The sequence below is a fragment of the Lichenihabitans psoromatis genome (genome assembly GCF_004323635.1).
In the GTDB taxonomy this organism is placed as follows: domain Bacteria; phylum Pseudomonadota; class Alphaproteobacteria; order Rhizobiales; family Beijerinckiaceae; genus Lichenihabitans; species Lichenihabitans psoromatis.
The window spans coordinates 2,402,924-2,428,002 of sequence record NZ_CP036515.1 but is presented as its reverse complement, the minus strand read 5'-3'; the positions used below and the strand labels follow the sequence as shown (position 1 = coordinate 2,428,002).

Here is a 25,079-nt window from a genome sequence, read left to right as displayed (position 1 = left end):
ATCTCCCAGGTCCCTGCACATGATTCGTCTCGAAAAAATCGTCAAACAGAACGGCAACCAGATTGTCTTTATCGAAGCGTCCGCCGCGCTTCAGAAAGGCGAGAAGGTCGGGCTCGTCGGCCCCAATGGCGCTGGGAAGACGACGCTGTTCCGCCTGATCACCGGCCAGGAGAAGCCCGACGAAGGTAACGTCGGCACCGATCGCGGCATCACGATCGGCTATTTCAGCCAGGACGTCGGCGAGATGGAGGGCCGCAGCGCCGTCGCTGAGGTGATGGACGGCACCGGCCCGGTCAGCGCCGTGGCGGCCGAGCTGAAAGAGCTCGAGACCCAGATGGCGGACCCGGACCTCGCCGACGATATCGATGCGATCATCGAGCGTTACGGTGAGGTGCAAGGACGCTTCGAGGAACTCGACGGCTACGCACTCGAGGGTCGCGCCCGGGAAGTGCTGGCAGGCCTCAGCTTCACCCAGGAGATGATGGACGGCGATGTCGGCGGCCTGTCGGGCGGCTGGAAGATGCGTGTGGCTCTGGCCCGCATCCTCCTGATGCGCCCCGATGCGATGCTACTCGACGAGCCGAGCAACCATCTCGATCTCGAAAGCCTGATCTGGCTCGAAGCCTTCCTCAAGGCTTATGACGGCGCCCTGCTCATGACCTCGCATGATCGCGAATTCATGAACCGCATCGTCACCCGCGTGGTCGAGATCGATGGCGGAACACTGACGAGCTATTCGGGCGATTACGGCTTCTACGAACAGCAGCGCGCCCTCAACGAAAAGCAGCAGCAGGCGCAGTTCGAGCGGCAGCAGGCGATGCTGTCCAAGGAGATCAAGTTTATCGAGCGCTTCAAGGCGCGCGCCTCGCATGCGGCGCAGGTGCAGAGCCGCGTCAAGAAGCTCGATAAGATCGAGCGTGTGGAACCACCGAAGCGCCGTCAATCGGTGGCATTCGACTTTCCGCCCGCGCCGCGCTCGGGCGATGACGTCGTCAGCCTCAAGCAAGTCAACAAGGCTTATGGCAGCCGGACCATCTACGAAGGGCTGGATTTCGTCGTGAGCCGCAAGGAGCGCTGGTGCGTGATGGGCATCAATGGCGCCGGGAAATCGACGCTGCTGAAGCTTGTGACCGGCTCGACCAAGCCCGACACCGGAACGGTGGCGCTCGGCGGCAGTGTCAAGTTGGGCTATTTCGCCCAGCACGCCATGGATCTGCTGGACGGCGAACACACGGTGTTCCAGGCGTTGGAATATGCCTTTCCACAGGCCGGCCAAGGTTCGCTACGTGCGTTGGCCGGCTGTTTCGGCTTTTCGGGTGACGATGTCGAAAAGCGCTGCCGGGTTCTCTCGGGCGGTGAGAAGGCGCGGCTCGTGATGGCCAAGATGCTGTTCGACCCGCCGAACTTTCTGGTGCTGGACGAGCCCACCAACCATCTCGACATCGGCACCAAGGAAATGCTGATCACCGCACTTTCGCAATATGAAGGCACGATGCTGTTCGTGTCGCATGATCGCCACTTCCTCGGCGCGCTCTCCAATCGCGTCCTCGAACTGACGCCCGACGGCATCCACCAATATGGCGGCGGCTATACCGAATATGTGGCCCGCACAGGACAGGAAGCGCCGGGGCTGCGGAGCTAAGCGTCGGGCTCGCGTGGCACGACGGCGGGAAGTGCTCTCGGAGTTGCTTGATGATCTGGTCGAACCGAGAGCCGTCGTTTATCCGTGTTTTGCCGATGCGGTCAAGTGTGGCCCGAGTGTCTTGACCAACCAATCGACAAAGACGCGAACGCGGGGGCTAAGCTGGCGGTTACTCGGGTAGAGTGCCGACACTGGGGTGGGCGTCGGCGGATAATCCGCTAGAACCTCGACCAAGGCGCCTGAGGCGAGGTCTGCCGCGAACCGATAGCGCGGCGCCTGAGCAAGCCCGAGGCCGAGCCGAGCCGCCGCCGCGCTGGTGTCGGCACCGCTGACCAAGACGCGGGCGGGCAGAACCACCTCGATCACCTCGACCCCGCGCGTGAACTCCAAGGGCAGCGGTTGGCCGGTGCGTGAGGACACGAAGCCGACCATCTCGTGTCCCGCGAGCGTCTCGGGTGATGCGGGTATTCCGTGGCGAGCAAGATAGGCGGGGCTCGCAACGGTCATCTCCTCCATCGAGCCCAGACGCCGGACCACCATGTCACTGTCGATGAGTGCGCCCGCCCGCACGACGCAATCGACGCCCTCGCGCACGAGATCGATAAAACGCTCGGTTTCGCTGAGGTGGATGGTCAGCGCCGGGTGCAGCGCGAGGAAGTCGGGCAAGGCTGGCAGCACGATCGTCCGAGCAAGATGCCCGACGAGGTCGACCCGCAGCATGCCAGCCACGGCCCCGTTCGCGCCGCGCTCGGCATCCTCAAAATCGGCGAGGAGCGCGACGCATCGCTGGTAGTAGGCCACGCCCTCGACAGTTGTTTGAACATGACGCGTCGACCGTTGAAGCAGCCGTCTGCCAAGGCGCGCCTCGAGCGCCTTGATGGCCGCCGTCGCGACCGGCCGAGACATGCCCAAGTCGGCCGCCGCGGCGCTAAAGCTTCCCCGGTCGACGATCCGGATGAAGAGACCAAGCGCAGTGAGCCGATCCATCGCTTTTGTTCCGATCAGCAAAACAATGCTGTCGAACAATATCGTCTAATCGCGCCCCGGCAAAACGCTAGATCTTGTCCATCAGCAACGGAGATTTAGATGTCATCCTCATCCCACATCGCTCTCGTGACCGGCGGCAGCCGCGGCCTCGGCCGTTCCACCGTTGAGGCGCTCGCGCGGCGCGGCGTGTCGTCGATCCTCACGTACAACACCAACGCCGACGCTGCAGCCGAGGTGGTCGCGGCCGTCGCGGCGACCGGTGTGCGAGCCGTTGCGCTCCGGCTCGACACCGGCGACACGGGCGAGTTCGCAGCCTTTGCGACAGCGGTCCGCAGGGTCTTGGCTGAATGGGGTGCTGACCGCTTCGACTTTCTCGTCAACAACGCCGGCACCTCTCATGCTGGCGCCTTGGGCCAAGTGACGGAAGCCGATTTCGACGCGGCCTATCGCATCCACGTCAAAGGCGTGTTCTTTCTGACCCAGACGCTTCTGCCACTCATTGCAGACGGCGGCCGCATCGTGAACGTCTCGTCGGGCTTGACACGGATTATCTACCCGGGCCGCATTGCCTATGGCGCCATGAAAGGGGCTGTCGAGGTCATGACGCGGTATATGGCCAAGGAGCTTGGGCCGCGGCGCATCGCGGTCAACACGGTCGCGCCCGGCGCGATCCAGACCGACTTCAGCGGCGGTGCGGTGCGCGATAACCCGGAGATTAATCGCCACATCGGTGAGGTGACGGCCCTGGGCCGCCCCGGTTTGCCGGACGACATCGGTCCGATGATCGCCTCGCTGCTCTCAGAAGACAACCGCTGGATCAACGCCCAGCGAATCGAGGTATCGGGTGGTCAAGCCATTTGAGCCGAGACGGTTCGGACTGGCCTCAGCTCTCAGCGGATGAGCCGACGCCGACGATGGCCGTGGTGACGCGTTCGATCCGCTCATGCCGCTTCTCGGGTCTGATTCGGCCCGACCGTTCGAGTTCGGCCAGCCCGTGGAGCGCGGCCCAAAACGTCTCGGTCACGACAGCGACCTCGCTACAAAACGGCGTCACGACGGCCGCGAGTGCCGCAAAGGCGGACCGGAGTTCCGGTCTGGTCTCGGCGGCCGCAAAGCGCAGATCCGTCGGAAGAACGAACATCGCCGCGTAGAGTGCGGGACGGCTGAGCGCGAAGTCCACGTAAGCTAGGGCGACGAATTCGAGGGCCTGGCGTGGATCGATGGAGTCGCTCGCGGCCTGTCGGAGAACGCCGGCGATATCCTGAAAACCCTCGACCGCGACCGCAGCAACGATCGCATCCCGGTTTTCAAAATGTGAGTAGAGAACCGGCTGACTATATTCGATCTCAGTGGCGAGGCGGCGGATCGTGACGGCACCCCACCCTTCGCGCTCCGCGATGATACGCGCGGCCCCGACGATGTGGCTCTGCCGCTCAGCCCGCTCCCTGCCTTTCCGTTCGGCGATCCCCAAACCACAGCTCCTCGACGCTCCAACGACAGACGAGTAGATCATACGTGCGCTTGACAATCTAGCAATGCTATTTTAGCAATCTAGCAACGCTAGTTTATGACTGAAAGAGGAGATCGTGATGCATTGGCTTCCACTCGGAGTGGCGCTGCTGGTCGCTGTCGCGATCATCGCGATCGGCACGCGATACATCGCGGCCCCAGCCCTTGCGACACGCAGCTTCGGCCTGCCGCTTCCTGAAAGCGGCATCGCCATCTCATGGTGGCTCCGCCTCAAGGGTGTCCGTGACATCGTCTCGGGCTTGGTCGTCCTGGCGTTCATGGCCTGGGGCACTCCGCGCGATGTCGGGATGATCCTCCTTGTCGAATCTCTGATTCCGGTCGGCGACATGCTGCTCATTCTCGCCGCCCGAGGATCCACCCGAAGCGCCTTCGGCATTCACGGCGTCACGGCGCTCGTCATGATCGTGACTGCCATGTTCTTGATGTTCGGTGCACCATGACGGTCCATGCTGTTTCACTCTGGCTTCTGGTTGCCGCTTTCTTTGGCGCCGGCGTCTTCAACGCGATCGGCACGCCGGGGACGCAAAGCGATTTTGCGCGGTGGGGTTATCCGCGCTGGTGGAACCGGCTGACGGGTGGATTGGAAATGATTGTCGCCGTGCTGATCGCACTGCCCGGCAGTCGCGACGTCGGGCTGGTGCTTGGGGCCGTCATCGTCGTGGCCGCCGTCCTGACGGTTCTCCGTCACCGCGATTTCTCGCATCTGTTGCCGCTGAGCGTCTTTGGCGTTTTGCTTGCCGTTATGGCGACTTTGTCGTGATGACCAGCCTCGCCGCGCGCGTGGCGTATGATTCTGCGCTGGTCGACGCTTCGGCGACTTCCTGCAGCAGCACCGCAAGGCTTGATCGTTCGACCTCGATCTTAGACTGGGGGTCAAGAGCGTTTGGGAAGCTTTTCAGCGACGTCGGCTTGAAACGGACATGTCTCGACCGGCTCCCACGGACCATTCAGATAGCGCCAGAGCCGTAGCCCCAAAACAGCACCGTTGATCTCGGGCAAATCGACCATCATGGCATCGTGAAGCCTCCGAGCGGCCTTGAAGTCGACCTTGTTCTGTACGGTCACATGCGGGGCGAAACCCTGACGATCCTGTGCCGACAGCGACGGCCGCCAGTCTGCAGCGAGGCGCGCCCGTGCCGCGACGAGTGCCGGCGCATCGATCGCCAGCGCCACGCCGCGCCCGAGAAAGCGCAGCCCGGAGACCTGGAAGGCGAATGGCGGGATATCCCGGCACAGGTCGCGCAAGTCCGTTGCGATCGCCTCCGCTGCTTGCCCCGGCAAAGCGTGAAATAACGTGAGATGCGCCGGCACGATGTTGAGGCGCGCCGGAAAGTGGCGATCCCGCAACGTCTGAAATTTCCGCGCGCTTTCTGCATCGAACAAGGCGGTGAGAATAAGCGGGCATGCGGCTGAAGGGTCCATGACTGACATCCCAGGTCGAGACTCTGGCGAATCCCCGTCGATTTCGCGTTGAAATAAGGGCAGGTCCGCTGGATTTGGCAGAACAGAACGCTATTTCGTTGTTCCAGTAGACAAGCCCCTGTCGGGCAAAGGTCATCGAGAGCATCGAGAAGCGAGGCGCGGGTTTGGGCATAGCGGGGATGATGCAAGACGACGCGGCTCTGGTTGCGCCCGTCCCCCTCTGCTCGACACCCCTGCTGGTCGCCATCAGCGATTTCCGCGAGGGCTGGCCTCCGGTCGAAGCGCCAGACGTCAAAACAGCGCGGGAGCTTTGGGCGAGCGGCGCATGGGGTCCGAAGCCTGTCGTGAGCGACGGGTATGAAATGAGCCGGTTGCCGGTCACGGGCGGTTACCTCGAGCGACTTCCCCTGGCCTGCATCCGCCGCGGCCTCGTCGATCGGGCCGAGATCTGGCATCATCTGCGGGCCACGGAGCCGGGGCCTCTGACCCACGACAATCCGGTCCTGGCGCGGCGGTCGTTTCCGGTCAGCGGCGACGCAGCACCGTTCAGGTCCGACGCCATGGTCGGGTTCGTGCAGGCGTTTGGCGCGCCGAAGATCCTTTGCGTTTGGGGACTCGGCGTCGATGCCACGCTGCTCTCGGCCTGCGAGCGGAGCTTCAGGATCTACAATTCGATCGACGCGCCCAGCCTTCGGATCCCGCCCGAGGTAAGCCAGCATATCGATCTCGTGCTCACAGGCGCGGAATGGCAGAGCGACGAGGTGCGGGATCGGCATCCCGACATGCCCTGCGCGGTTCTGCCGATCGGTCCCGATTTCGCCGATCCGGACACGTTCCGACCGCTCAAAATCGAAAAACGCTACGACGTCGTCTATGTGGCGGCGGCCCAACCTTACAAGCGGCACGACATCCTGTTCGACGCTTTGGCACGCTCGCCGCGCCCGCTGAAGGCGCTCTGCGTCTTCGGTTATGGAGAGATGAGCGACGATCTTCGTCGCCAGGCCGCGGACCTTCGGCTCGATATCGACTTCGTCGGGCCGCCGGGCGTCGGCTTCGAGGAGGTCAATCGTCTCATGAACATGGCGCGGGTCGGCGTCGTGTGCGGCGTCGACGATGGCGCACCAGCGATCATCACCGAATATATGCTGGCGGGTCTTCCCGTATTGGCCAATGCGGGGTTGCGCTGTGGCCTCGAGTATATCCTGCCGGAGACGGGGCGCATTGCCGGGCCGGACGCCTTCGGCACAGCTTTGCTCAATCTTGTTGATTCATGTGAACGAATTCGGCCGCGAGACGTCGTAGAGCGACGATGGACGTGGCCGCACAGTGTCGACCGGCTGGCGTCCCTCATCATCGAAACACCGAAGGGACGGGCTCTCTGGCCGGCGCTGGCCGCGTCGCCGTGACGCTGCTGCCAGATCGTTGGTTCGTTGTTTGCTTCCTACCCAATGTATTGCGCAACATATTTAAGGAAATTTCATGGAGGCTTTTGGTCCGCCGTCCTTCGACGCTCACGATATCCCGCTCGCGGCGGCCAACGATCGTGACATCGCTCAACGACCCGGGCCTTTGATCTGCTTCTCCCATTTGCGGTGGGACTTCGTGTTCCAGCGTCCGCAGCACCTGATGTCGCGCTTCGCAAAGGGTCGCCGCGTGTTCTTTTTCGAAGAACCGATCCCGTGTGATCATCACCGCGCTTATCTCGAACATCACCCCTTTCCGGAGCAGGACGTCACTGCGCTTCGGCCCCGCTATCCTCATTGGTGGAGTGCCGCCGAACGCGACAAAGCCTTATCGAGTCTGCTCGATATGCTGGTGGCGCAAAATGGTGGCGGACTGCCGCTTCTTTGGTTCTACGCGCCGATGATGTTTCCGATCGCCCGACATCTCGAGGCGGCCGCGATCGTCTACGATTGTATGGACGAACTCTCGGCATTCCGCTCCGCCCCGGCCGAGCTTCCGATGCTCGAGGCCGAACTGATCGAGCGCGCCGACGTCGTGTTCACCGGCGGCCGGAGCCTCTATGAGGCGAAGCGCGGGCTGCACGATAACATTCACCTCTTCGCCTCGAGCGTTGACGTCGCCCATTTCCAGCGCGCCCGTAACGGGAAACTGCCCGAACCTGCTGATCAGGCCGGTATGCCACATCCGCGCTTCGGCTTCTTCGGCGTCGTCGACGAGCGGATGGACCTCGATCTCGTCCGCCAGGTCGCGGAGTCGCGGCCGGAGTGGCATGTCGTCGTGGTTGGGCCGATTGTGAAGATCGATCCCGCCAACCTGCCGCGCCTGCCCAATATCCACTACCTCGGCCCGAAGTCTTATGACGATCTCCCGGCCTATTTGAGCGGGTGGGATGTGGCACTGATGCCATTCGCGCTGAATGACTCCACCACCTTCATCAGCCCCACCAAGACACCCGAATATCTCGCCGGCGGCCGTCCGGTGGTGTCCACGCCGATCGCCGACGTGGTGCGCCATTATGGCGATCTCGCAGGCGTGGCAATCGCCGGGACGCCCGACACGTTCCTTGCGGCTTGCGCCGACCAGCTTGCGCGAGCCCGCGACGTTGCGTCTTGGCTTCCGGCCGTCGATACCGTTCTGGCGCAGGGGTCGTGGGACAAAACCTTCAAGCGGATGGCCGGGTTGGTCGACGAGGCGATCGAACGTCGCGCCATGCCGATCGCCCGACCTTCGTCGCTCGCACCGGCATCACTCGTGTTCCGCCCGACGGTTCGCTCCTCCAACTGCCCGAAGCCTTATGACGCTTTGATCGTCGGGGCTGGCTTTGCGGGCGCGGTCCTCGCCGAACGTCTCGCAGCGGGCTCGGGTCAGCGCGTCCTGGTCGTCGACCGACGCCCGCATATCGCCGGCAATGCCTACGATCACCTCGATGCCGCCGGCATCCTCGTGCATCGCTATGGGCCACACATCTTCCATACCAATAGCGCGGACGTCTCCACCTATCTGTCTCGCTTTACCCGGTGGCGCCCCTACGAGCACCGCGTTCTGGCCGATGTCGGTGCCGGCAAGCTGTTGCCGATGCCGATCAACCGGACGACGCTGAACGGTCTCTACGGTCTGTCGCTCGCCACCGACGAGGAGGCAGCCGCCTTTCTGCAAGGCCGAGCCGAGCCACTGCCCACGATCCGCACGGCCGAGGATGCAGTCGTGTCGCAAGTCGGGCGCGACCTCTACGAGACATTTTTCCGCGGCTATACCCGCAAGCAATGGGGATTGGACCCCTCCGACCTCGACCGCACGGTGACGCAGCGCGTGCCGACACGGACAGGTCTGGACGATCGCTATTTCCAGGATACGTTCCAGGCGATGCCGGCCGACGGTTATACGCGCATGTTCGAGGCGATGCTCGATCACCCGCTGATCGATGTTGAACTTGGCGTCGAATATCGCGACGTCTGGGACGCCGTGGTGGCCGACCACACCATCTTCACCGGGCCTATCGACGAATATTTCGACTTCCGCTTCGGCCGCCTGCCCTATCGCAGCCTGGAATTTCGGCACGAAACGCTGAACCGGCGCCGGTTGCAGCCGGTCGGCGTCATCAACTATCCGTCCGAGTCGGTGCCCTACACACGCATCACCGAATACAAGCATCTCACGGGACAGTCCCACCCGCAGACCAGCATCAGCTACGAGATCCCGCAGGCCGAGGGCGACCCCTATTACCCAATCCTGCGGCCGGCCAATCAGGCTTTGTACAAGCGCTACGAGGCGTTGGCGCAGGCCTTGCCGAACGTGAGTTTCGTCGGCCGGCTCGCGACCTACCGCTACTACAACATGGATCAGGTCGTCGGCCAGGCGCTGGCGACGTACCGCCGCTTGACGGAGCGCGGCACGATGCCGGTCAAGACAGCGTTGCAATCGACTTCGGCCATGGTCTGACGGTCGGTGATGGACGCGTCGGCCCGTCGGGTCACCTCACGCCCGTGCTGATCGGCTCGATCTGCCTCGCGACCGACAGCCTCGAGCCCTCCGGCGTCGGCGAGCATATGCTCGCCTTGGCGGGGGCGTTGAAGCGGGATTACGACGTGGTGCTCGCCTGCCCGCCCAGTCCGGGCGGCCGGATCTTGCTCGATCGGGGCGCCAGACTCGGCGTCGGCCTGCGTCTGCTGCCGCCGGACGAGGCCGCCATGATCGATTGGTTTCACCAGGACGGCATTGCTTTGCTGCACGTGCATGCCGGCATTGGATGGGAAGGCCACGCCCTCGCCGCGATGGGCCGCGCGGCCGGCATTCCAGCCGTGGTCCGTACCGAACATTTGCCCGACATGATCACCGATGCGGCGCAGCGCCACCTCCACCGCGATGGGATCGCCTTGGTGGACCGCATCGTCTGCGTGTCCGAGGCCTCGGCCCGCAGCTATCGGGACGTGGGCGTGCCGAATGACCGCCTCGCGGTGATCCGTAATGGCCATGATCCGCGAACCGCCACGCGCTCGCGCGCCGCCGTCCGCGCCGACCTTGGCCTATCGGCGCAACTGCCGATGCTGCTGACAGCCGCGCGATTCACCGCCCAGAAGGATCACGCGACGCTGATCGAGGCGGTGCCGGCGGTTCTGGCGCGTTTTCCGGACGCGTGTTTCGTTCTGGCCGGGTCTGGGCCGCTCGAAGCGACGATCGCAATGCAGATCGCCGCACAGAACCTTTCCGCCTCCGTGCGTCTGCTCGGCCAAAGGGACGACATACCCGACCTGCTCGGGGCTGCCGATCTCCTGGTCCTTCCCTCCCGCTTCGAAGGACTGCCGCTGACGATCCTCGAAGCCATGGCGGCCGGGGTGCCGGTGGTCGCGACGAATGTCGGCGGCACCGACGAGGCTGCCGTCGATGGCGTGACAGGCCTGCTCGTCCCCCCCGGCGAGCCGGCTCGCCTCGCGGCCGCCATCCAGGCCATGCTGGAGGATCCAGCACGGGCGGCCCGGTACGGACGGGCGGCCCGCAAGCGCTTTCAGACCTCTTTCACGGCAGCCCGCATGGGGGCCGACATGGCACAACTTTACCAGGGCCTCGGCGTCGTGCCGCGGTCCGCCACCACGGCAGACAGGATGGACGGCATGAAACCCGACAAGACCCGTATCGGCTTCATCGGCGCCGGAGGCATCGCGCAGCGACACCTCGGTGTGCTGGCCGGTTTCGACGACGTCACGATTGCGGCCTTCGCCGACCCGGCGCGGGAGCGCGCGACCGAGGCGGCCGAGCGTTTTGGGGCACGAAGCTACGGCGATGTCGATGCGATGCTGGCGGCCGAACAGCTCGATGCCGTCTTCATCTGCGTGCCGCCTTTCGCGCATGGCGCACCCGAGCGGGCCGCCATCGCCAAAGGGCTGCCGTTTTTCGTCGAAAAGCCGCTGGCGCTCGACATCGAGATCGCCGAGGCGATCGGGCGGGAGGTCGCGGCGGCCGGGCTCATCACCGGCTGCGGTTATCACTGGCGCTATCTCGACACCGTGGACGAGGCGAAGCATATCCTGGCCGATAACCCGGCTCGCCTTCTGTCGGGTTATTGGCTCGATGGCACCCCGCCGCCGCAATGGTGGTGGAAGCAGGACCAGTCGGGCGGACAGATGGTCGAGCAGACCACCCATATCGTCGATCTGGCACGCTATCTCGTCGGCGACGTCGATCGGGTTTTCGGCTTGGCGGAATATACAACGCGCGATGACTTTCCGGGCCTCGACGTCGCGACCGCCAGCACCGCGACCCTTCAGTTCGCATCCGGCGCCGTCGCCAACCTCGCCTCGACCTGCCTGCTCCGCTGGGGCCATCGCATCGGCCTCCACATCTTCGGCGATGGCCTCGCGATCGAACTCACCGACCATGACCTGATGGTGGATGTCGGCCGTGGACGCCCCGTCCGCCACGCCGAGGGCGACCCCGTGTGGCGCGAGGATCGTGACTTCATCGATGCGGTGCGCGGTGGCCCGAACCACATTCGTTGCCCCTACCCCGAAGCCCTCGCGACCCACCGGGTCGCACTCGCGATCCAGCGCTCAGCCGCCAGCGGCCAACCCGTCGATCTTCGCTCCTCCGTCCGTGAGACCGCCCATGTCTGACCATCGCCGCATCCGTTCTCTCGGCGTCGAACACCCCGGCCAAGCCTATTTCCTCGATTATGAGGAGGGCCCACCCGGTGACGGCGGCGTGCGGCTCGAAACCCTCTACACGGGTTTTTCGGCCGGCACCGAACTCACCTTCGTCAAAGGCACCAACCCCTATCTCCACTCACGTTGGGATGGGGAGCGCGGGCTTTTCGTGCCGGGCGAAGCCGGTATGCACTATCCCGTGCCGTTCATGGGCTACATGGAGGTGGCGCGCGTCACGGAATCACGAAGCCCCGGCTTTCATGCGGGCGATATCGTGGCCTCGACATACGCGCATAAGAGCGGCCATACGGCCAACCCCTTTCACGATACGCTGATCAAGCTCCCCGACGACATGGATCCCATCCTCGGCATCTACGTGGCCCAGATGGGCCCGATCGCGGCCAACGGAATCTTGCATGCCGATGCGGAGATCTTCGGCACCAACGTTGCCGCGCTCGGCATCGGTCTTGCAGGTCGCCCCGTTGTGGTGATCGGTGCGGGCGTCGTCGGCCTGCTGACCGCGCTCTTCGCCCAGCGCAGCGGCGCGGCCGAAGTGCTCATCGCCGATCCGTCCGCTTATCGCCGCGAGAAGGCCGAGGCGCTCGGCATCGAAGCGGTGACCGAGGAGGATGCGGTTCGCATCGCGAAAGATCGCTGGCACCATGGCGGCAATGATCGCGGCGCCGATTTCGCGTTCCAGACGCGCGCTCACGCCGAAAGTCTGCGGGCGGCGCTGCGTGCCTTGCGGCCGCAAGGCACGGTGATCGATCTCGCCTTCTATCAGGGCGGCGCGGATGCGGTGCGGCTTGGTGAGGAGTTCCACCACAACGGTCTGTCGATCCGTTGCGCTCAGATCGGCCGCGTGCCGCGCGGCCTTGGCTTTGCCTGGGATCGGCGGCGTCTGGCTCTCGAGACGATCGACCTCCTCGACGACGTCGGCGGTGACGTGGCGGACCATATGATCACCCATGTGGTGCCGTTCGACGAGGGTCCGGCCTTCCTCAAGACGCTGGTCGAAACACGGCCCGACTTTTTGCAGATCGTCTTCAAGGGCGTTGATTGATGAGCCCTCCCGACAACCAGCCGGAGGGGCCGATCCGCATCCTCTTCGTCTTCGCCTGGCTGGTTGTCGGCGGCGAGGAAACCGAAATTCGGCTTCTCGCCCGCAATCTCGATCCGCGCCGCTACCGCATCGATGTCGTGGCCTGCTTCCGCAAGGAGGGCATGCCCGAACAGACCCATGACCAATTGCGGGCGCTTGGCATCGATGTCGACCAGACGCCCTATGGCCTCTCGTTCGAGGATACGGTCGGCTATCTGGCCTCGAAGATCCCGTCCTACGATCTCGTGGTGTCGTCGCAGAATGTCGCTGACGTCTATCCGGCGCTCGAACGGCTATATCATCGCCCGCCCTTAGTTGAGCATGGCGGCCTCGTGTCGGAAGCGCTCGAGGGGCCGAAACATCTCACATCCCGCTATGTCGGCGTGTGTCGCACCATTCGGGACGCTGCCGCAGCGCGGATGCCGGGGCGGCCGCACCATGCCCTCGAGATCCCCTCGATGGTCGATCTCACCGAGTTTCGGCCGTCCGACAGAGCAGCGGCCCGGGCGAGCGTTGGGGCGATCGACGACGACCACGTGATCGGCTGGGTCGGCCGGCTCGACCGCAAGAAGCGGGTCGAGGATTTCATCCAAGCGGCCGCCATCGTGCGGCGAACCCGCCCGAACACACGCTTCGTCGTGATTGGCGGTCCAGACGCCTTCATGCCCGACTATGCCGACACGCTTCGCGCGCTGGCGCTGCAACTCGGGCTCGGCACGGCGCTCACGTTCCTTGGCGACAGACCGGATGTTCCGGCTCTCCTGGCCGGTCTCGACATCTTCGTCTGGCTGTCCCGCGACGAAGGGATGCCGCACGTCATTGCAGAGGCTGGGGCGGCGCGGCTCCCGGTCATCGCGACCCCCGACAATGGTGCGCTGGAGCAAATCGAAGACGGCGTCTCGGGCTTGTTCGTGGCGCATGAAGACCCCGAGGCCGTTGCGGCCGCGATGCTGCGCCTCGTCGATGACGACGCTATGCGGCGGAGCCTGGGGGATCGCCTGCGCGCCAAGGTCGAGCGCGACTATGCCGTCGCGGCTGTGGTGCCCCAATGGCGAGCCCTCTTCGACGATGTGCTGGCCGAGCGCGCCCCTCCTCTGCGGTCCGGCCTGTTCGCCAGCTTCATGCAAGGCGGCTTCGAAGCCTCGACCCACCGTCTCGGCACCGGGCGACGGCTCGACATGATCGGCGCGATTAATCACGATCGATACGCGGCCTCCGACTACCGTGCCCTTGCGGGCTACGGTATCCGCACGGTGCGCGATGGCTTTCGGTGGCATCTGATCGAGCGAAGCCCCGGCCAGTATGACTGGACGAGCGTGCTGCCCATGCTTCGGGCGGCGCGAGACACAGGAACCCAGGTGATCTGGGACGTGCTGCATTACGGCTGGCCGGACGACATCGACCTCTGGCGGCCGGAATTCGTGACCCGCTTCGCCCGCTTTGCAAAAGCGCTGGCCGCAGTGGTGCGGCAGGAAAGCGATGCGGTGCCGTTCTACGCACCCGTCAACGAGATCTCGTTCTTCTCTTGGGGCGGCGGCGACGCGGCTTATCTCAACCCGTTCGCACGGGGACGCGGCTTCGAGTTGAAGACGCAACTGGTCCGCGCCTCGATTGCCGCCATGGACGCGATCTGGGAGGTCGATCCACGCGCGCGGTTCATCCACGCCGACCCGGTCATCAACGTCATCACCGACCCGCAACGACCCCATGAGCGTGGCGCGGCGGAGGGGCATCGGCAGGCACAGTTTCAGGCCTGGGACATGCTGGCTGGGGTGGCGTGGCCGCAACTCGGCGGCGCGCCACGCTACCTCGACGTCGTCGGCGTCAATTACTACTTCAACAATCAATGGATCCACGGGGGACCGCCGATCGACGTCGGACACCCGCTATACAAACCATTCCGCTACCTGCTGGCCGAAACCTATGCTCGCTACGGTCGCCCGATCTTCGTGGCCGAAACCGGCACCGAAGCGGATCGGCGCCCGTCCTGGTTTGCCATGGTGGCGTCCGAGGTTCGCGCCGCACTGGCGGCGGGCGTCCCGGTCGAAGGCCTTTGCGTCTATCCGGTCATCAATCATCCGGGCTGGGACGACGAGCGGCATTGCCACAATGGTTTGCTGGATTTCGCGGCCGGGACCGCAACCCGGGAGCCCTATCGACCGCTGGCGGAGGAACTCGCCCGGCAGCAGGCGTTGCTGACGCCGCTGCTCGGCTGATCGTACCGCGCGGCGCGGCGCCGACGTTGCCAGATTGATAGCGGTCGGGTCGCCTTTCTCGGCGGCCCCGTCTATTATCGGCGAGAGTGGTTCCTCGAGATCGGCCAGCGACGCGCTTCGATCTCGTCCGACTTTGCTCTTCCAATCGAGACCACCTGCCACAGGTGGATGCTGAGGACCCGGCGTCGTCGACCGACGCCACACCGGCTCCTTCGGCTTCACCATCACGGACATCAACGCTCATGCGCTATAATCAATTGGGCCGCACCGGCCTCTTCGTCTCGGAACTCTGCCTCGGCACCATGACGTTCGGCGGGACAGGAGAGGTCTGGAGCAAAATCGGCTCTCTGCAGCAGCAGGAAGCCGAAACGATCGTCAAGACGGCGCTCGATCACGGGATCAATTTCATCGATACGGCGGACGTTTACTCGGCCGGGCTGTCGGAAGAGATTACCGGACAGGCGTTGCATAATCTGAAGGTGCCGCGTCACGACGTCGTTCTGGCCACCAAGGTCTTCGGTCCGACCGGTGACGGGCCCAACACACGCGGCAATTCCCGCACGCATATTCTCGAGGGCGTGAAGGCCAGCCTCAAGCGCCTGCAGACCGACTATATCGATCTCTATCAGATCCATGGCTTCGATCCGGCAACCCCGATCGAGGAGACCATGCGGGCGCTCGACATCCTGGTGCAGCATGGTCACGTGCGTTACATCGGCGTGTCCAACTGGGCGGCTTGGCAGATCGCCAAGGCGCTCGGCATCGCGGAGCGGCTCAACCTCGCGCGTTTCGAGACGCTGCAAGCCTATTACACGGTTGCGGCGCGTGATCTCGAGCGTGAACTGGTGCCGATGATGGCGTCCGAGGGGATGGGCCTGATGGTCTGGAGCCCGCTGGCTGGTGGCCTGCTGTCCGGCAAATATGGCCGCGACCAGAATGGCGAGCAAGGCAGCCGCCGGCAGAGTTTCGACTTTCCGCCCGTCAACCGCGACAAGGCCTACGACGTGATCGACGCCATGCGGCCGATCGCCGAGGCGAAAGGCGTCTCGGTAGCGCAGATCGCTCTGGCGTGGTTGCTGCACCAACGCCAGGTTATGAGCGTGATCATCGGCGCCAAGCGCGTCGATCAACTTGAGGATAATCTGGCGGCCACAAAGGTCTCTTTCGACGCGACGGAGCTCGAGGTTCTGGGCAAGGTCAGCGCGCTGCCACCGGAATATCCGGGCTGGATGTTTGAACGGCAGGGCGAGTTTCGCCGCAAGCAGGTGGCGGAGAGTCATCGGCTGACGACAATCTAAGCCCAACGGTCAGCGATAGCCGGAGGCCTGAAGGTCGAAAAGTTCGGCATAGGCGCCTCCGGCCGCCACCAAGGCCGCATGGCTGCCGCTTTCGATGACGCGGCCACCACCCAGCACGACGATCCGATCCGCCATCCGGACGGTCGAAAAGCGGTGCGAAATCAAGACGGCGGTTCGCCCGTGACTGAGGTCGCGAAACCGCTCGAAGACCTCATATTCGGCACGCGCATCGAGAGCGGCGGTGGGCTCATCGAGAATGAGGACATCGGCCTCGCGCATATAGGCGCGAGCAATGGCGATCTTCTGCCATTCGCCACCCGACAGATCGACGCCGTTGTTGAACCGCCGCCCGAGAGGCTGATCGTAGCGCATGGGCAAGCGCCCGACGAGTTGGTCGGCGAGACTGCGCGAGGCTGCCGCCTCGATCCGGTCCCGATCCTCGAGCGCATCGATCCGCCCGACCCCGATATTCTCGCCCGCGGTGAAATGGAAGCGGACGAAGTCTTGAAAGATGACGCCGATGCGAGCCCGAAGCTCGGCGAGATCATAGTCCCGCAGATCGACGCCATCGAGCAGAATACGCCCTTCGGTGGGATCGTAGAGACGGGCCAGCAGCTTGACGATCGTGGTCTTCCCGGCTCCGTTTTGGCCGACGAGCGCCAGAACCTCGCCGCTCGCCAAGGTAAGATCGAGATGCCGCACAGCCCAGGTCTCCGATCCGGCGTAGCGGTAGCCGACATCTTCGAAGCGAAAGCCGGTACGAAGCGGACGCGGTACCGGGAGGGCGGCCGGCGCCGATACGATGCCGGGGCGAAGCTCGAAGAAGGAAAACAGGTCGGCCAGGTGAAGCACCTGCCCCGCGATCTGGGAGAAACCGAGCAACAAGCCTTCGAGAAGCCCCCGTAAACGCAAGAAGGAGCCCGCCAGAAACGTGAGATCGCCGAGGCTGAAGTGACCCGACACTGTTCGCCAAACGATGACGAAATAGGCGAGGTAATAAGCGAGCGAGCCAAGGCCGGCGAAGAGCACGCCCCAAGCGGCCCGACGGACCGCCAGGCCACTATTTTCCGCATACATCGCATCGGCGAAACGTCCAAACCGCTCGGCCAGGAAGCCACTCAGACCGAAGAGTTTGATCTCCTTGGCGGTTTCGGTGCTGGACCCGAGATAGCGCAGGTAGTCGAGCTGTCGACGTTCCGGAGTCCGAAAGTAGTCGAGCCGATAGCTCTGCGCGTTAAAATGCTTTTCGCCCAAAAAGCCGGGGATGAGCGCCAGGCACAAGAGCGCGATCAGCCAGGGCGCATAGGCCACCAATCCGGCCGCGAGCGACAAGACCGTGAGAACGTCCTGCGCTTGCGCGAAGAGCTGTGACAGAAGCGCGGTTCGGCCGGTGACCTGTCGGCGCGCCCGATCGAGCCTGTCCTGCTCGGCGCTGCTCTCCAACTGCTCGAGATCGAGCGTCGCGGCATGATCCATGAGACGGACGCTGGCCAGATTGCTGTAGCGCTCGGACAGAAGGCTGTCGGCCAAGCCGCTCGCTCGACCAAGCGCCGTCGATGCGATCGCGAGACCGAATTCGAGACCGAGCAGAACCAGCAGCCCATCGAGCCGTCCGGATTGGAACCAGACAAACGGATTATCGCCCAACGACGGCAGACGGGACTGTGCCACCACGCCATCGATGATGAGTTTACCCACGAAAAGCCCGAGGACCGGCAGGATGGCTCGCAACAAGCGAAGCACCATGCTGGCCGTCGCCAGCGATGGGCTTGCGGTCCAGGCGAGACGAAAGAGCGAAACGAGGTGACGAAAGGGCCCGGCTCGCTCGCGAACTCGGCTGAGAACCGTACTGAGCGCTTCGATCATACGAGCATAAATGGCCTATCGCCCCGCAATGTCTACTCGCGTCGCAATGTCAGCTCTTTTGGCGACAAGGCGGACATGTCGGTTGGATGTCAAAGAACGACACGGCTGGCTCGAGCGTCGAGGAGGCTCGACAGGCAGCCGCTGACGGGGTGGCTGAGACATAACCCGATCGTCGTCAGGCGCGAGAACGAGAAAGCCCGGCGCTGGGCCGAGCGCCGGGCTTTATGATGTCACGGCCGAGGCCGCTCAGTCCGGAGGTTCCGCTTTCCTTTCGGAGATCGGAACACTCCCGCCTAAGCTATGGATAAGCTTAGAAGTCGCGCTCGACGCGGAGGCGAGCCTCGAAGGCATCGGGGTTCTTCTTGACGCCGACCGGCAGAGCGGTCGCGACCTGGCCGAGTTCGTGAGCCAAGGTCTGGTCGATGCGCATGTAGATCACTTCCACGCCGAAGTTCAGGTCGTGAACCGGGGTGAAGATGAACTGGTTGCCGACGCGGAATTCCGATGCGTCGCCGATACCGCCACGGGTCCAGTCGATGTTCTTGACGATGTTGCCGTAGCCGATCGTCTCGTACGAACCGAACAGAACGTCGTGGAACTGGGGCGTGAAGTAGTGGTGCAAGGCGCCCATGACGTGGAAGCCCGAACCCTTCTGGAGGGTGTAGCCGCCAGCGCCGTTGCCGATCGCGACAGCGTCACGGTCGATGTGCTGGAAGCCGCCGAGCGCGAGCGAGTTGAAGCCGGCGTTCAGGTAGTTCGAGGAATCCTGGTAGAGGTAAGCGCCTTCCTGGTAGCCGCCTTCGATCCACAGATCGTCGCCAGCAGCCAGCATCGGCAGCTTGATCTGCACGCCGCCCTGAACCGCGAAGCCTTCCGTGGTCGAGTTAGCGAACTGGTTGGCGATCGCCACGTTGCCGAGCGGACCCGCAACCGTGTTCACGTCATGGTAGGCAGCCGAGATCTGAGCCGCACCCCAAGCCTGATCGACGCGCAGGACACCGACCACATCCGGGATCGTCTCGCCAGCGTAGACGGCGTTCGCGCCAGCCAGACCGTTGAGGCCGGCAGCCGGGTTGATGGCGCCGTTGCCGAACGCGATGTTGCCGATGTTCTGGCTGAGGTTACGACCGTTGCGGTCTTCGACCGAGATCGTTGCCGAGAAGCCGCCACCGAACGTCGCGGTGTAAGCGAAGACGTTGTTGCTTTCGTCGGAGTTGGCGATGCCTTCGAAGTTGTAGTTGTCGGCGTAGAAGTCGAAGAACGACTGAACGCGACCGGCCGTGAACCCAGCGAACTGGATGAAGCCCTTGTCGAGGTAGGCGTTGTTGCCGCCCTGGTTGGCGAAGGAGTTCTGACCACCAGCGACACCGCCGCCCGAGTAGTTGCCCTGCAGACGATCGATCTGGAAGCGGACGTAGGTACGCAGCGTGCCATAGGCGGTCTGCGTGCGAGCGTCGGCATCGATACGACCGCGAGCGAAGAAGCCGCTTGCGTCACGGCTACGGCCCGGGATGAACGTGCCGTTGGCGCGCGGAGCCGCAACCGTGCTGACGCCCGGGCTCGGGAAGAAGGCCGAGTTGTTCTGGATGTAAGCATATTCGGCGCGGATGATGCCGCCGACCTTCAAGCAGGTGTCGGTGCCCGGGATGTAGAAGTAGCCAGCGCCGGTCCAGTCGCAAACGCGAACGTATTCGACCGGGGCAGCCTTCCGAAACGGCAAATCAGCAGCCTGCGCGCCAGCAATGCCAGCAAGGCCAACGGCCGACGTGAGAAGGATTTGCTTGAACAATTTCATCCGTGCACTTCCGCTGTTCGAATCTGATGATGCATCATCACAGACTGAAAAAAGCAATCAACCGGAATTGCAGCAACACGCGCGCTCGGCCGATTGTTGTTGCAAACGCGCCACATTTTTGCCTCCGCATCGCTCATTCGTTTCAAGTTCGTCAACGACCGACGGGCCGCCTCGGAGAGAAGTGCTCTCTTTTAGGACATCTAAGGTGGTCGCCGACCGGCCGCCGGAGCGCGAGACGATGCTCGCGATCCGGCTGGTGTGCCGAGACGTCGATAAAGATCGCTATCCGATCCTATCGAGCCGCGACCTTTGCGGCCTGCAGGAGGCGTGTTTCGGCGAGGGCGGGCGTCGTAAGGTCAAGCGGCGTCAGGTCGATGCGCGCCCCATCCGGCCTGTCGAACAAGGCAGAGCGCTCCTGTTCGGTCGACCTGAAGCAGGGATAGCGGTTCATGATGGACACCATCGAGGCCTCGCGAAAGCTCATCAGGCAGAATGGCTTTTCGATCGGCGGGATCGTGCGCGGCAGACATTCTGAGCGCAGCCCGAACACCCGTTTGTAGAAGGCTTGATGTTCGGCCCGCACGGTCGCGGTGACCACGTCGGCGTCAAAGTGCCAAGCCGCGACGTAACCGAGCCGAACCGTGAGATAGGCAAGCTCCGGCATCGCACGCGCGGCCGTGTGTTCGGTCACAAGACGGTTCGGGTCGACGATGACGCGGCCGGCCGCGAGGTCGGGTCCGAGCAGGTCTGGGAAAAACGCCGTGGCTGGCGAAGGGCCGAGCCGCTCGGATGCAACATTGATCCGGATCGAGCTCGAAAGCTGGTCGTCGACATAGAGCCCGAAGGTCCATGCATTGGCGGCATCGTCGTACCGATCGACCAACATGCCCCTGGCGTCGGCTTTGGTCATCCCCTCTTTGAGGTAGGCATCGTATCGAAGTCGGTAAATCGCGTCGCGTTGGTCCGGTGTGTCGGCCCGTCGGTATTCCACATAGTCGAGAAGATGAACCAGGCGATCGGCGAAATTCAGATGCGATCTGGAAGCGGCGGCGATCATGTTAGACTCCCGTGCAAAAATGGCACACCGGGACCCTAGGGCGCTGTTAACGTTTGTAAATAAATATGGTTAATCGCGTTTGCCCGTTGCGGAAACGGCGCACAGATTTCGCCGGCAGCGGACCTTTTCCGACGCAAGTGGGTTCAATGTTCTCGCGTCAAATGAACGGTGACCCGACCCGCGAAGCCTTATGCTTTGTGGTACCTTGTCGGATGACGCGGATGCATGTGGGCGTGAACGGCATCACGCAGGAGACGCATCCCTCGCTCGGCGGACGATTGTGGTTAGAAACGAGCTGCCTAAGGCTGGATTGAAGTTACCACGCGAGGTCTATGGACTTCTCGTCGACACGCTCTTCCGGGACAGCCGGTCGCTTGTGATCGGCACGGCGACCACCATCCTCGCTGTCGCGGTCACGGCGGCGAAGACGCAGTCTTGGGCGCTCGCGGCTTGCTGTGTGGCAATCCTGGTCGTGATTTCGGCGCGACTGCTTCTCATCAGGCGCTATCTCGCCGATCCCGCACCGGTCGCTACGGAAGCCTCGGCAGCACGGTGGGAACGGGGCTACTCGATCGGCGCGGGATTGCACTGCTTGGTGCTTGGGATTTGGTGCCTGCTTTGTCTCACCACCACGACCGACGGTTTCGCACAGCTTCTGTCGGCTGTCGTCACGATCGGCTGTGCCGCAGCGATTCCCGGCCGAAACTTTGGCCGAGTCGGCATCGCCTCGATCCAGATCGGAGGCTTGTTTCTGCCGCTCTGCCTCGGGTGGATCCTGCAGGCCAACTGGTATTATGCCTTCCTGACCCTGGTCACACTGCCGTTCGTGGCGGCGCTTCGGATCATGTGTCAACGCTTGCAGGCCACGCTTCTCGATGCTCTGACGGCGAACAATAAGATCGGCGTTCTGGCCGAGCGGTTCGATGCCGCGCTGAACAACATGCCGCACGGTCTTTGCATGCTCGACCGCGAAACCAGGGTCCAGGTTTGTAATCCGCGGCTCACCGAGATTTTGGGTCTCCCCAAAACCACCGACCTGCAGAATCTGACGTTTTCCGACCTGCTGACCAAAGCCGGTGCGAACGTCAACATACGCACCTCTGGGCATGAATCCACCACAGTCGAGCCCATGCTGCACGCGAGAGAGGGCGGCAGTATCGTGATCGACATCGCAGATGGCCGGAGCGCCACGCTCACGTTGCAGCCGATGAGCAACGGCGGGACGGTGATCGTAGCGGAGGACATTACCCTCCGGCGCGAAACCGAAGACAAGATCTTGCGTCTCGCCCGCTACGACACGGTCACGGATATCTCGAACCGAGCCTTCTTTGTCGAGGAGATGACCGGGCGTGTAGCCGCGGCGGATCTAGCCGGCACGCATTGCGCGCTTCACTTCATCGATCTTGATCGCTTCAAATCCGTCAATGACACGCTTGGCCACGCGTATGGCGACTTGCTCCTGCGGGAGGTGTCGGATCGGCTGAAGGGTCTTCTCGGCAGCGACGATCTGCTCGGCCGTTTTGGCGGCGATGAGTTCGTTGTGCTCCAGTCGAGCGTGGCGGATGAAAAGCAGGCCTCCGCTCTCTCGAGCGCCATGATCGAGGCGCTCACGCAACCGTTTCTTCTCCTCGGCAAGAAAATCAAAATTGGTGCAAGCATCGGCGTCGCCCTGACGCCGATCGGCAGGATCGATATTGATTTGCTGATGCAGAGGGCCGATCTGGCTCTCTATCGCGCCAAGACGGCCGGTAGAGGGCGTTGGTTCTTCTTCGATGCCGGCATGGATCAGGAGGTTCTCCGCAGGCGAACGCTCGAATTGGATCTCACCACGGCGTTTCAGACGGACGCCGTCGAGCTCTTTTATCAACCGCTCGTGACACTCGAGACCATGCGGATCGGGACCTGCGAAGCCTTACTGCGATGGCGGCATCCGGAGCGAGGCCTGATCTCTCCGACTGTGTTCATCCCCATGGCCGAAGAGATGGGCCTGATCACCGAACTCGGCGCGCGCGTGCTCCATTTGGCCTGTGTCGCATGTCGAACATGGCCGAACGAGACGCGTGTTGCGGTCAATCTCTCGGCCGTTCAATTCCAGAGCGACATCGTCGAGACCATCCAAGATGCCCTGTGGTCCGCCGGCTTGCCTGCAAACCGGCTCGAAGTCGAAATCACCGAAACGGTCCTGCTGCAAAATACGTCCTCGATCCGGACAGCGCTGCAGCGCATTCAGGATCTGGGTGTCACCGTGGTGCTGGACGATTTCGGAACCGGACATTCGAGCCTCAGCTATCTGCATAATTTCCCGCTGCAGAAGATTAAGCTCGACCGCTCGTTCCTCGAGGATGTTGGAAAGAGCGAACGATCGCTCATCATTCTCGACGGCGTCGGCGCGCTAATCCAGCGTCTCGGTCTCGCTGTGGTGATCGAAGGCATCGAGACGGACGACCAACTCGCATTCGTGCGCGGCATGAAGCATATCGACGAGGTGCAAGGATTTTTGCTTGGGCGTCCTGTGCCACGCGACGAGATCATCTCGGTCCTGGAGCGATCGGCATTCGGATCCCGTCAGAGCGATCGGCTGGATCTGTTAAAGACGATCGCTTGCGCCTCCTGACGATGGGTTGATGGGGATGCGTCGACGGCAAGATCGTGACGCGGTTGATGCCTGACCGCTCGATGTCGCGACGCTGCGGCCAGGATCGGGAGATATCGAAGCGTTATGGATCCGACATCGCGATCGAAGCGTTCCGTAAGCCTGCCTAAACGGAATGCCGTTGGCGACCTCCGCCGGACTCGAAGCATAGATCGCTACGACCGCGCTCCTCTGCACGGGACCAACCATGGATACACTTGCTGCGCTTTCGCCCGAACATACCCGCCTGATCGTCAAACTCGACTCGAATTCTGAATTAACCGGCGCTGAAAAGCGCGCAATCGGCGCCTTACGACTGACCATACGAACCTATGGGGCCGATCAGGACGTGGTTCGCGATGGCGACCGTGTGGATCGGTGTTGCCTGCTGCTCGACGGGTTCATGCATCGGTACAAGACCGTGCAGAACGGGGCTCGGCAAATCATGTCGTTCCATATTCCCGGTGACATGCCAGACCTGCAGAGCCTCTATCTCGGCCGCATGGATCACGCCGTCGGCACTCTCGTCCCGAGCCGCGTTGCCTTCGTGTCCCATGCCGCCGTTCAGGAACTGGCGCGTGAATTTCCGGGGATCGGGGCGGCCCTCTGGCGCGACACGCTGATCGATTCGGCCGTCTTCCGTGAGTGGATCGTCAACGTGGGCCGGCGCTCCGCCATCCAACGGATTTCGCATCTCCTCTGCGAATTATACCTTCGATTTAAAGTCGTTGGCTTGGCCGGAAACGCGAGTTTTTCGCTTCCGCTCACGCAAGCCGAGATCGGCGATGCCACAGGCTTGTCGACCGTGCATGTCAATCGCACGCTCCAGGAACTCCGCGCGGACGGGTTGATCGCCTCGCAGGGAAAAATCGTCCAAATCCTGAATTGGACGGGGCTGCAACACATCAGCGGTTTCGATCAGACCTACCTGCATTTCAGATCAAGAGGGCAGACATGACGCCCACGTGCCGATCACGACTGTCAGAGCATCGATCTGTGCCGGTCCTCGGTGAGGCTTTGGTGACGGCAGCGGCCCGTCGACCGGCGGCCTTTAACGCCTCGCTTACGATCTGGTTCTAGATCAGGGGCGCGGGCCCGGACGTCGCGCAGCGACGAAACGGCCGCAACACTGACGACCCGGACTGGATCGAGGATATTCATATGACGGACACAGTTGGCATCGCCGGCGACCGGATCAGATCGTTTATCGAGCGGATCGAGCATATCGAAGAGGAGCTCAAAGCCTTGACCGAAGGCAAGAAAGAGGTTTTCGCTGAGGCCAAGGGTGAAGGGTTCGACGTTAAGGTCCTCAAAGAAATCCTCAAGCTGCGCAAGCAGGATGAGGACGAGCGGGACGAGCACGAGTCGCTGCTCGATCTCTACATGCGCGCGATGGAAACCGAAGGCACTTCCCGTGCCAAGGCAGCCTGA

At 63.1% G+C, this 25,079-nt stretch carries 19 protein-coding genes; 13 read left to right on the top strand and 6 right to left on the bottom strand.

The annotated features are described in order from the left end of the window. Positions 1 to 19: 19 nt before the first annotated feature. A complete protein-coding gene (locus EY713_RS11305) occupies positions 20 to 1,642 on the top strand; it encodes an ABC-F family ATP-binding cassette domain-containing protein (protein ID WP_131114897.1) in 1,623 nt (540 codons plus the stop codon). 78 nt (positions 1,643 to 1,720) lie between these two features. Here the strand turns inward: EY713_RS11305 and EY713_RS11300 are convergent, their stop codons facing one another. Further along, positions 1,721 to 2,629, bottom strand: a complete 909-nt coding sequence (locus EY713_RS11300) for a LysR family transcriptional regulator (protein WP_131114895.1) — start codon at positions 2,627 to 2,629, stop codon at positions 1,721 to 1,723. Between the two features lie 99 nt (positions 2,630 to 2,728). Here EY713_RS11300 and EY713_RS11295 point away from each other — a divergent pair, with 99 nt between their 5' ends. Then, a complete protein-coding gene (locus EY713_RS11295) occupies positions 2,729 to 3,490 on the top strand; it encodes an SDR family NAD(P)-dependent oxidoreductase (protein ID WP_131114893.1) in 762 nt (253 codons plus the stop codon). 22 nt (positions 3,491 to 3,512) lie between these two features. On the opposite strand, the gene EY713_RS11290 is transcribed toward EY713_RS11295, so the two are convergent. Continuing rightward, on the bottom strand, positions 3,513 to 4,100 hold the full coding sequence (locus tag EY713_RS11290) for a TetR/AcrR family transcriptional regulator (RefSeq protein WP_131114891.1): 588 nt from the start codon (positions 4,098 to 4,100) through the stop codon (positions 3,513 to 3,515). 118 nt (positions 4,101 to 4,218) lie between these two features. Here EY713_RS11290 and EY713_RS11285 point away from each other — a divergent pair, with 118 nt between their 5' ends. Together EY713_RS11285 and EY713_RS11280 are read left to right on the top strand one after the other, a co-directional pair. Beyond that, complete coding sequence (locus EY713_RS11285) at positions 4,219 to 4,599, top strand: DUF4267 domain-containing protein (protein WP_131114889.1); 381 nt, start codon at positions 4,219 to 4,221, stop codon at positions 4,597 to 4,599. Beyond that, the gene (locus tag EY713_RS11280; RefSeq protein WP_131114887.1) at positions 4,596 to 4,919 is read left to right on the top strand and encodes a DoxX family protein; all 324 of its coding nucleotides are present in this window, start codon (positions 4,596 to 4,598) and stop codon (positions 4,917 to 4,919) included. The genes EY713_RS11285 and EY713_RS11280 overlap by 4 nt, the downstream gene beginning before the upstream one ends. 113 nt (positions 4,920 to 5,032) lie before the next feature. Here EY713_RS11280 and EY713_RS11275 read toward each other — a convergent pair whose 3' ends face one another. Next, positions 5,033 to 5,581, bottom strand: a complete 549-nt coding sequence (locus EY713_RS11275) for a 2'-5' RNA ligase family protein (RefSeq protein WP_245572691.1) — start codon at positions 5,579 to 5,581, stop codon at positions 5,033 to 5,035. A gap of 179 nt (positions 5,582 to 5,760) precedes the next feature. On the opposite strand from EY713_RS11275, the gene EY713_RS11270 reads away from it, so the two are divergent. The 6 genes from EY713_RS11270 (at position 5,761) to EY713_RS11245 (ending at position 16,298) form a co-directional block, all read left to right on the top strand. Beyond that, positions 5,761 to 6,987 (top strand): glycosyltransferase family 4 protein, encoded by a 1,227-nt coding sequence (locus EY713_RS11270; protein ID WP_245572690.1) that lies wholly within the window; start codon positions 5,761 to 5,763, stop codon positions 6,985 to 6,987. A gap of 220 nt (positions 6,988 to 7,207) precedes the next feature. Then, positions 7,208 to 9,484, top strand: a complete 2,277-nt coding sequence (gene glf, locus EY713_RS11265) for a UDP-galactopyranose mutase (RefSeq protein ID WP_131119592.1) — start codon at positions 7,208 to 7,210, stop codon at positions 9,482 to 9,484. Positions 9,485 to 9,528: 44 nt separating this feature from the next. Further along, positions 9,529 to 11,652, top strand: a complete 2,124-nt coding sequence (locus EY713_RS23580) for a glycosyltransferase (RefSeq protein WP_425374305.1) — start codon at positions 9,529 to 9,531, stop codon at positions 11,650 to 11,652. Further along, complete coding sequence (locus EY713_RS23575) at positions 11,645 to 12,745, top strand: zinc-dependent alcohol dehydrogenase (protein WP_131114883.1); 1,101 nt, start codon at positions 11,645 to 11,647, stop codon at positions 12,743 to 12,745. The genes EY713_RS23580 and EY713_RS23575 overlap by 8 nt, the downstream gene beginning before the upstream one ends. Next, on the top strand, positions 12,745 to 15,000 hold the full coding sequence (locus EY713_RS11250; protein ID WP_131114881.1) for a glycosyltransferase family 4 protein: 2,256 nt from the start codon (positions 12,745 to 12,747) through the stop codon (positions 14,998 to 15,000). Before EY713_RS23575 ends, EY713_RS11250 begins: the two co-directional genes overlap by 1 nt. Before the next feature lie 242 nt (positions 15,001 to 15,242). Further along, complete coding sequence (locus EY713_RS11245; RefSeq protein WP_131114879.1) at positions 15,243 to 16,298, top strand: aldo/keto reductase; 1,056 nt, start codon at positions 15,243 to 15,245, stop codon at positions 16,296 to 16,298. 9 nt (positions 16,299 to 16,307) lie between these two features. Here the strand turns inward: EY713_RS11245 and EY713_RS11240 are convergent, their stop codons facing one another. From EY713_RS11240 to EY713_RS11230, 3 genes are all read right to left on the bottom strand, one after another. Next, on the bottom strand, positions 16,308 to 18,164 hold the full coding sequence (locus EY713_RS11240; protein WP_131114877.1) for an ABC transporter ATP-binding protein: 1,857 nt from the start codon (positions 18,162 to 18,164) through the stop codon (positions 16,308 to 16,310). A 310-nt stretch (positions 18,165 to 18,474) separates the two neighbouring features. After that, positions 18,475 to 19,959 carry a porin gene (locus EY713_RS11235; RefSeq protein ID WP_131114875.1) on the bottom strand — a complete coding sequence of 495 codons (1,485 nt, stop codon included), beginning with the start codon at positions 19,957 to 19,959 and terminating at the stop codon, positions 18,475 to 18,477. Between the two features lie 292 nt (positions 19,960 to 20,251). After that, on the bottom strand, positions 20,252 to 21,016 hold the full coding sequence (locus EY713_RS11230; RefSeq protein WP_131114873.1) for an N-acyl amino acid synthase FeeM domain-containing protein: 765 nt from the start codon (positions 21,014 to 21,016) through the stop codon (positions 20,252 to 20,254). A 310-nt stretch (positions 21,017 to 21,326) separates the two neighbouring features. Between EY713_RS11230 and EY713_RS11225 the strand changes: the two genes are divergently transcribed. From EY713_RS11225 to EY713_RS11215, 3 genes are all read left to right on the top strand, one after another. Continuing rightward, positions 21,327 to 23,630, top strand: a complete 2,304-nt coding sequence (locus tag EY713_RS11225) for a putative bifunctional diguanylate cyclase/phosphodiesterase (RefSeq protein WP_165491098.1) — start codon at positions 21,327 to 21,329, stop codon at positions 23,628 to 23,630. 226 nt (positions 23,631 to 23,856) lie between these two features. Then, positions 23,857 to 24,606 carry a Crp/Fnr family transcriptional regulator gene (locus EY713_RS11220; protein WP_131114869.1) on the top strand — a complete coding sequence of 250 codons (750 nt, stop codon included), beginning with the start codon at positions 23,857 to 23,859 and terminating at the stop codon, positions 24,604 to 24,606. 203 nt (positions 24,607 to 24,809) lie between these two features. Next, positions 24,810 to 25,079, top strand: coding sequence for a DUF2312 domain-containing protein (locus tag EY713_RS11215; protein ID WP_131114867.1), 270 nt, complete (start codon positions 24,810 to 24,812; stop codon positions 25,077 to 25,079).